This is a genomic window from Phenylobacterium sp. (assembly GCF_036264965.1).
Taxonomy (GTDB): domain Bacteria; phylum Pseudomonadota; class Alphaproteobacteria; order Caulobacterales; family Caulobacteraceae; genus Phenylobacterium.
In genome coordinates, this window is record NZ_DATAPY010000154.1 from 24,492 (window position 1) to 31,596 (window position 7,105).

Sequence of the window (7,105 nt, forward strand, 5' to 3'; positions counted from 1 at the left end):
TTGGGCCGCGACCTGCGGCCATCCCCAGGCGGCACCTTAGCGGCGTGGCGGCGTCAGGCCAGCAGTTCCCGGTTGGCCATGAGCCCGTCGATCAGGGCGCCCACATCAGAGGCGTCGTTGTAGGCGTGGAACATCGCCCGCACGTTGCCGTCGCGCCATGAGGTGATCACCCCGCGCTCCGCCAGCCGCTCTGTGAGCGCCGCAGCGTCGGTCGATCGGATCGCCACCTGCGGGCCGCGCTGAGCGTTGTCGCGGGAAGTTGCCAATTGGCAACTTGTGTCGGTCAGCCGGTCCATGGCCTCGCCAGTGATCTCGCGGATGCGGGCCTCGATGGCCGGGACGCCCAGCTGGCGGATCAGGCCGATCCCGGCCTCGGCGGCATAGCAGTTCATCACCGGCGGGGTCCCGGACTGGAAGCGCGCGGCGGTGGGCGCGGGATCGTTGGCGAAGATGTCCATGGCGTTGGTGTCGGCTTGCGCGAACCAGCCGCCGACCGTTGGAATCAGCCCTTCGATGTGGCCGCGGTCCACATAGAGGAAGCCGATCCCCGCCGTACCCAGCAGGTACTTCAGCATCCCGCCGACCGCGAAGTCGACGCCGAGCACCTTCACGTCGATGTCCATCGCGCCCACCGACTGGAAGCAGTCCAGCAGCACCAGGGCCCCGCGCTCGCGGGCGATCTTCGCCACGCCGGCCACATCCAGCCGCTGGCCGTTGCGGTAGCAGACATGGGTCACCTGGACGATCTTGGTGCGCTCGTCGATGGCGCGCTCGAAGTGTTCCAGCGGGACGCCGCCGTCCGGAGCCTCCGGCACATGCTCGACGACGGCGCCGCGGCGTTCCTGGGCGTGCCAGATCTGCGCGCCGGTGGGGAACTCGAAGTTCGACACCACCACCTTGTTGCGCGGGCCTGAGAAGTCCAGGGCGCTGGCGAGCGCGTTGATGCCGGCCGACGCGGAGGTGGTGACCGCGATCTCGTCCGGGCCGGTGTTGAGCAGGGCGGCCATGCCGTCGCGCACCGCATCCGCCTTGCCGACCCAGCCGCCCCAGTCGGCGCCCTTCTCCAGCCGGTCGTCCATGTACTGATGGATCGCCGCCGCCACCGGCGCGCCCAGCAGGCCATAGGAGCCGCTGGCCAGATAGGCCTTGTGCTGAAGGGTGGGGAACAGGGCGCGGAACGCCGCCCAATCCGGGTTCACGCCCAATGACCTGCTCTTGTGCGCGTCTGGAATCCTGCGTTCATGAGGCGGGGTGTTTCCGGGGGTAGGTGTTGGACGACGAGGACGCGATCATCGAGCGCGAGGCCGGGCTGAGCAAGGGCCTGACGCGCGCCCAGATCACCATGATCGGTCTGGGCGGCGCCATCGGCACCGGCCTCTTCATGGGCTCGGGCATTGCGATCGGCTACGCCGGCCCGGCCGTCATCATCAGCTACGCCATCGCCGCCTTCATCGCCGTGGTCATCGTTCTGAGCCTGTCGGAGATGGCGGTGATGCATCCCGCGGCGGGCTCCTTCGGCGTCTACGCCGAGACCTATCTCAGCCCCTGGATCGGTTTCTTGGTGCGCTACACCTATTGGTTCGCGCAGGTGATCGCCATAGGCGGCGAGGCGGTGGCGGCCGGGACCTACATGGGCTTCTGGCTTCCGGGCATTCCGGTTTGGGTCTGGGCGATCGCCTTCGCCATCGGCATCGTCTTCATCAATTCCCGCTCGGTGAAGAACTTCGGGACCTTCGAGTACTGGTTCGCGACCATCAAGGTCACCGCCATCCTGCTGTTCATCGTCATGGGCGGCGCCGCGATCCTGGGGGTCGGCCAGCCGGCGGTGGGCTTCCACAACCTGACCGGCCTGCCCGGCGGCTTCGCGCCGCATGGGCTCAAGGGGATCTGGATGGGGGTGATCATGGGCATCTTCTCCTTCACCGGCATCGAGCTGATCGCGGTGACCTCGGCGGAGACGCCAGACCCGAAGGCCGCGATTCCAGCGGCGCTGCGCTCTATGGCGCTGCGGCTGGGGCTCTTCTACCTGCTGGCGCTGACCATCGTGGTCAGCTTCATCCCCTGGACCGACACCGGCGCGAAGATCGTCGAGCAGAGCCCGTTCGTGAAGGTCTTCGCCCATACTGGCGTGCCCTACGCCGCCGCGGTGATGAATTTCGTGGTGCTGACCGCGGCGCTCTCCAGCATGAACGCCAACACCTATCTGGCGGGACGCATGCTGTTTTCGCTGTCGCGCGGCGACTATGCGCCGAAGCGGCTGGGCGTGCTCAGCGCGGCCGGCGCGCCGACCGCGGCGATCGCGGTCTCCGGCGTGGCGATCCTGGCCGCCGCCGCGCTCTCCAAGTTCACGCCGTTGGCGTATAACGACCTTTTTGGCGTCGCGACCTTCGGAGCGATCTTCACCTGGATGACGATCCTGGTCAGCCATCTGGCGTTCCGCCGCCGGCACAGGCCGGAAGAGCTGCCGGTGCGGATGCCGTTCTTCCCGGCGATGCAGATCGCGGGCTTGATCCTGCTGGCGGGAATCCTGATCACCATGGGGCTCGACACCGAGTTCTGGAACATCTCCTGGATCGTCGGCGCGCCCTGGCTGATCCTGCTTTCGGTGGTCTACGTCCTTCTGCGGCGAGGCCTCCGCAGCCGCGCGGCCTGAGGCGGCCATGGAGAAGGACCACGTCCAGTCGTTGAACCGGGGCCTGGCTGTCATCGAGGCGATGAACCGGGCCCGGGTGAGCTCGCTATCCGCCCTGCACGCGCTGACCGGCCTGCCCAAGTCCTCGCTGGTGCGCCTGCTGGAGACGCTGATCGAGGGCGGCTATGTGGTGCGGATCTCGCGGCGCGAGGGCTATGCGCTCACCGACGCGGTGCTGCGTCTGTCGTCGGGCGTGCGCCACCGCGACCTGGTGGTCGACGTCGCCCGGCCGCTGATGGAGGCCTTCACGCGACGGCACAAGTGGCAGGTGTCGCTGGCCACCAGCGAGACCGACAGCATGCTGGTCCGCTTCTCGACGCGCCACATCAGCCCGTTTTCGCGGGAGGAGAATTTCCTGAACCGCCGGGTGGGCATGCTGGGGAGCGCGGTGGGCCGGGCCTACTTCGCCTGGTGTTCGGACGAAGAGCGGCAGTTCGTGCTGAACGCCCTGCGCGCCGCCGGCGACGCGTTGGCCGGTCCGGACCGGGCGGCGGACCTGGAGGCGTTGCTGGCGCGGGTGCGGGCCGACGGCTACGCCACCATCGAGCGGCCGCGGAGCGACGCCACGCGCAGCTTCGCGGTGCCGGTTATGGAGCCGGGCGAAGATGGGCCGCTGGGCGCTCTGGCCTTCTTCTACTATCGCTCGACCATGACCGAGCCTCAGGCCACGCGCCGCTACCTGCCGCTGGTCACGGCGCTGGCCAACGAGATATCGGCGGGGCTCGAGCAGGCCCGCGCGCGGGCCGAGCCTTAGGCTAGCCGGGCGCGCAGCCAGACGGGGTCGGTCTGTTTCGAGCCTTGGGCCTGGCTGGCCAGCGAGGTCTGGGCGGCGCGGTCGGACTTCAGCACGCTGTCCCAGAATTCGAGCTGGTACCTTCGCAGCTGGGCGCCGCGCGCGCCCATCTCCGGATCGCCCGGAGCGGTGTCGAAATCGGAGTGGCGGAAGCCGTCCACCACCACGGCGTATTTCCGGCCCGGTGGGCTCAGGTCATAGGGCTTCAGGCGCCAGGGTGGCGTCTCGCCGGCGGCGCCGAAATCGCGGGTGCCGGTGGTGGCCATGAAGGGCTTCACGATGGTCTTGAAGCTGTCGTCGGTCAGCCACATCCGGCCAGGTCCCTGGCCGCTCATCGACAGGAAGCCGGAGAAGCCCGTGGGGACCGGCGCGGCGGCCGGCGGCATCAGCGCCGAGCCGGCGATCACCAGGGTCGTATAGGCGCCGAAAGAGTGGCCGCTCATCCCGATCTTCGAGATGTCCGCGCGCTCCAGCAGCGCCGCGGCGAGGCCCGCCTTGGGGGTCTTCAGCGCGTGCATCAGATAGCTGACGTCGCGCAGGCGGTTGTTGATGAAGAAGGGGTCGTCCAGCACCTTTACGAAGGCCTTCGCCAAGGCTGGATCAGGAGCACCGGTCGGGCCGGTGCGTGCGGCGCGGTAGCGGCGCATGACGTCGGCGTCGGCCGGAGGGACCGTCGGGTCCATCATCGCCAGCGAGTCCGCATGTGTCGGATGCAGGACGACGTAGCCGTGGCTGGCCCAGACCTTCCCCGTATTGGTGAAGGTCACCAGCGAGCCGCCGAAGCCGTGGCTGAAGATGATCACCGGATAGCGGCCGGGCTTGGCGGGGTGGTAGGCGCGGGTGGCGATGGTGCGGCCCTGGTCCGGGTCGACCAGGTCCATGCGCTCCACGGTGGCGATTTCGAAAGGCCCGGCCTCAGGGCCTGGCGCGTCGGCGAAGGCGCGGGATGCGGCGGCGGCCAGCGGCAGGGCGAGGCCCGCGGTGAGCAGGTCGCGGCGGGCGGGTTTGCGGACATCCATGTCGGTCTCTCCTAGGCCAGGCCGTAGGGCTGCTGTTCGGGCTTCCAGTCGTTGATCATGCCGACCATCCGGTGGCCGCCGACGTCGGCGCGGACCACACGGCCGAACCACTGGCGGCCATAGATCGGCACTTGGTAGCGCTGCACGGTTTCGGCCGACCCCTCGACGCGTCGCCCGTCCTTGAGGACCGCGACGAAGCGCCGGGTAGGCGCCCATTTCTCGATCTTGAAGGAGTCTATCGGCGTGTCCTTGCCGTCGGCGTCCAGGTCGCCGTAGCCGCGCGCGGGGCTCATCAGCCCGATCAGGCCGGCGTTGGCGCTCCACAGCATGGCGTAGGTGAAGGGGGCGGTGAACCGGGGTGTGGTCTGGGTCTGCTCATGCGCCTTGCCGACGCCGGAGAGGCGCACGGTCTTGCCGCCCGCCTTCACCGTGGCCTCCACCCGGCCGGTGCGCTCGAAGCGGCCGTTGGGCGATCCCGCCCGCAAGGGGCCTGGATGGAAGACGCCCTCGACGGTGACCGGGCTCGCGCCAGGACCATCGGTCCCGCTGGTCCCGCGATGGGTCCTGAGATCGGCGCTGAACGACATGGCCCTCATCTCCGCCGAGGTTCCCAGCCGCGAGATGCTCACCTTCAGGCCGGGGCAGGGATAGATGGCGGTCGGCTGATCGGGCGTGGTGTGCTCGGCCGCGCAGGGCACGTGGCTGTCAGTGAAGGTGTAGAGTTCGCCATCGACCAGCAGGTGCAGCCACACCCAGGTGGCGCCGACGTCCGGATAGCGTGAGATGCGCAAGGACAGGCCGTTTTTCAGCTCCGGATCGAAATAGAGCACCATCGCCGACTCGCTCCAGGTCGGCTGCCCCTCGATCACCCCGCGCTTGCCGGCGGCGTGGGCGCCGGTTGCGCCGAAGCCCAAAAGTCCCGCGGTCACGATGCGTCTGTCGATCATCTGTCGTCCTCCCTGGCCCCGGTCATGCGGGGTCTTGTCTGGCGCTGGCGAGACCGCCGGCGATGAAGCGGGCGAAGCGGCGGGCCTGGGCCGCCGCCGGCTCCGGCGCGTCGGCGATCTTGTCGCCGAGCCGCGACAGCGCGCCGATGCAGAAGGTGGCGAGCGTCTGGGCCGCACCAGGCGCGACATCGTGCGTCTCGGCCAGGATCGCCGCCAGGTCGCGGGTCCGCCGGTCCAGCCGCTTTCGCCAGGCCTGGAAGACCACCGGGTCGCCGTCGGCCACCGCTAGCAGCTTGCGGATCCGGTAACGGTCGGAGGCCATGGCGATCAGGTAGTGCTCCACCCGCTGGGCGACCTCAGCCTCGAAATTCGGGCCGCCGCTGAAGATGGCGTCGAGGTCGGCGTCGATCTCGGCCCAGCGGCGCTCCAGCACCACCAGCAGCGCCTCGCTGGCGTTGGCGAAATGGCGGTAGATCACGGGCTTGGCGACGCCGGCCAGATCGGCGATCCGCTGCATGGTCACCGAGGCCAAGCCTTCGGTGAGCGCCAGCTTTTCGACCACATCCAACAGCTGTGCGGCCCGCGCCGGATGGGCCATCCGGGCGGCGCGCGCCGGCGTTTGGACGGTCGTGGACATCGCGCGTTCCGGCTCCTTCGATAGTTGCTACGTTACGTAACAAAAGACGAGCTGCCAAGCGGCTGCGGCCGGCGCCGCGCGAACGGCGGTCGCCCGCATTTCCGACCCGCAATCAAAGAGCGGCGTTGTGCTGACGCTTAGGGCTCGACTCGTGGGCGTACGGAGTTACGGTCGCCGCTTTCCAGCGGTCCGGACGGTGGGCGGGGCCGCGCGTGAGACGGGGGATCTGCATGAAATCGGCGTTGTTCGCGGGCGTGGCCTTGGCCCTGGCATGGCAGAGCGCGGGCGTGGCCCAGACCGCTCACATCACCACGCCCAAGGAGGCCTTCAACGGCTCGGAGCCGGGGGATGACTACTTCCTGGCCAACTATGACCAGACCACCGCCTACTGGAAGAAGCTGGCCGCCGAGAGCGACCGGATGAAGCTGGTCAGCCTCGGCAAGAGCGTCGAGGGCCGCGACATCTGGATGGCGGTCGTCTCCTCGCCGGAGAACCTCAAGAACCTCGACCGTCAGCGGGAGATTTCCCAGAAGCTGGCGCTGGCCAAGGGGCTCACGGACGCCGAGGCCCATGCGCTGGCCAAGGAAGGCAAGGCGATGGTCTGGATCGACGGCGGCCTGCACGCCAGCGAGGTCTCGTCGGCCCAGTCGCAGATCCAGATCGTCTACGAGATGCTGTCGAAGAACGACCCGGAGACGCTGCGTTTCCTGAACGACGACATCACGCTGTTCATCCTGCCCAACCCGGACGGCCAGCAGCTGGTGGCCAACTGGTACATGCGCAAGGCGGACGTGAAGGCGCGGTCCCTGGCCGACCTGCCGGTGATCTACCAGCGCTACGTCGGACACGACAACAACCGCGAATACTATATGTCGAACCAGCCCGAGACGACGGCCATCAACAAGGCCATGTTCAAGGACTGGTTCCCGCAGATCGTCTACAACGAGCACCAGACCGGCCCGTTGGGCGAGGTGGTCTTCGTTCCGCCGTTCCGCAATCCGTCGAACTACCATTTCG

The 7,105-nt window shown here is 68.5% G+C and carries 7 protein-coding genes; 3 read left to right on the forward strand and 4 right to left on the reverse strand.

The features are described from left to right. Positions 1–53 precede the first annotated feature (53 nt). Positions 54–1,199: an aminotransferase class V-fold PLP-dependent enzyme gene (locus VHS75_RS20785; RefSeq protein WP_329640533.1), complete on the reverse strand. Its 1,146-nt coding sequence runs from the start codon at positions 1,197–1,199 to the stop codon at positions 54–56. Between the two features lie 71 nt (positions 1,200–1,270). Between VHS75_RS20785 and VHS75_RS20790 the strand changes: the two genes are divergently transcribed. Both VHS75_RS20790 and VHS75_RS20795 read left to right on the forward strand, forming a co-directional pair. After that, on the forward strand, positions 1,271–2,653 hold the full coding sequence (locus tag VHS75_RS20790; protein ID WP_329640534.1) for an amino acid permease: 1,383 nt from the start codon (positions 1,271–1,273) through the stop codon (positions 2,651–2,653). Positions 2,654–2,660: 7 nt separating this feature from the next. Beyond that, complete coding sequence (locus VHS75_RS20795) at positions 2,661–3,446, forward strand: helix-turn-helix domain-containing protein (RefSeq protein WP_329640535.1); 786 nt, start codon at positions 2,661–2,663, stop codon at positions 3,444–3,446. Here VHS75_RS20795 and VHS75_RS20800 read toward each other — a convergent pair. The 3 genes from VHS75_RS20800 to VHS75_RS20810 are packed head-to-tail and all read right to left on the reverse strand — an operon-like array spanning position 3,443 to position 6,088. Continuing rightward, positions 3,443–4,504, reverse strand: a complete 1,062-nt coding sequence (locus tag VHS75_RS20800; protein ID WP_329640536.1) for a hypothetical protein — start codon at positions 4,502–4,504, stop codon at positions 3,443–3,445. The genes VHS75_RS20795 and VHS75_RS20800 overlap by 4 nt on opposite strands. An 11-nt stretch (positions 4,505–4,515) precedes the next feature. Beyond that, positions 4,516–5,451, reverse strand: coding sequence for a hypothetical protein (locus VHS75_RS20805; RefSeq protein WP_329640537.1), 936 nt, complete (start codon positions 5,449–5,451; stop codon positions 4,516–4,518). 22 nt (positions 5,452–5,473) lie between these two features. Further along, positions 5,474–6,088 (reverse strand): TetR/AcrR family transcriptional regulator, encoded by a 615-nt coding sequence (locus tag VHS75_RS20810; protein WP_329640538.1) that lies wholly within the window; start codon positions 6,086–6,088, stop codon positions 5,474–5,476. Positions 6,089–6,318: 230 nt separating this feature from the next. Between VHS75_RS20810 and VHS75_RS20815 the strand changes: the two genes are divergently transcribed. Then, on the forward strand, positions 6,319–7,105 hold a 787-nt coding region (locus tag VHS75_RS20815), incomplete at its 3' end, for a M14 family zinc carboxypeptidase (RefSeq protein WP_329640539.1).

Coding starts and splice junctions, on each gene's coding strand:
- VHS75_RS20805 (WP_329640537.1), bottom strand. CDS start 5,451: ATGATCGACAGACGCATCGTGACCGCGGGACTTTTGGGCTTCGGCGCA.
- VHS75_RS20810 (WP_329640538.1), bottom strand. CDS start 6,088: ATGTCCACGACCGTCCAAACGCCGGCGCGCGCCGCCCGGATGGCCCAT.
- VHS75_RS20795 (WP_329640535.1), top strand. CDS start 2,661: ATGGAGAAGGACCACGTCCAGTCGTTGAACCGGGGCCTGGCTGTCATC.
- VHS75_RS20800 (WP_329640536.1), bottom strand. CDS start 4,504: ATGGATGTCCGCAAACCCGCCCGCCGCGACCTGCTCACCGCGGGCCTC.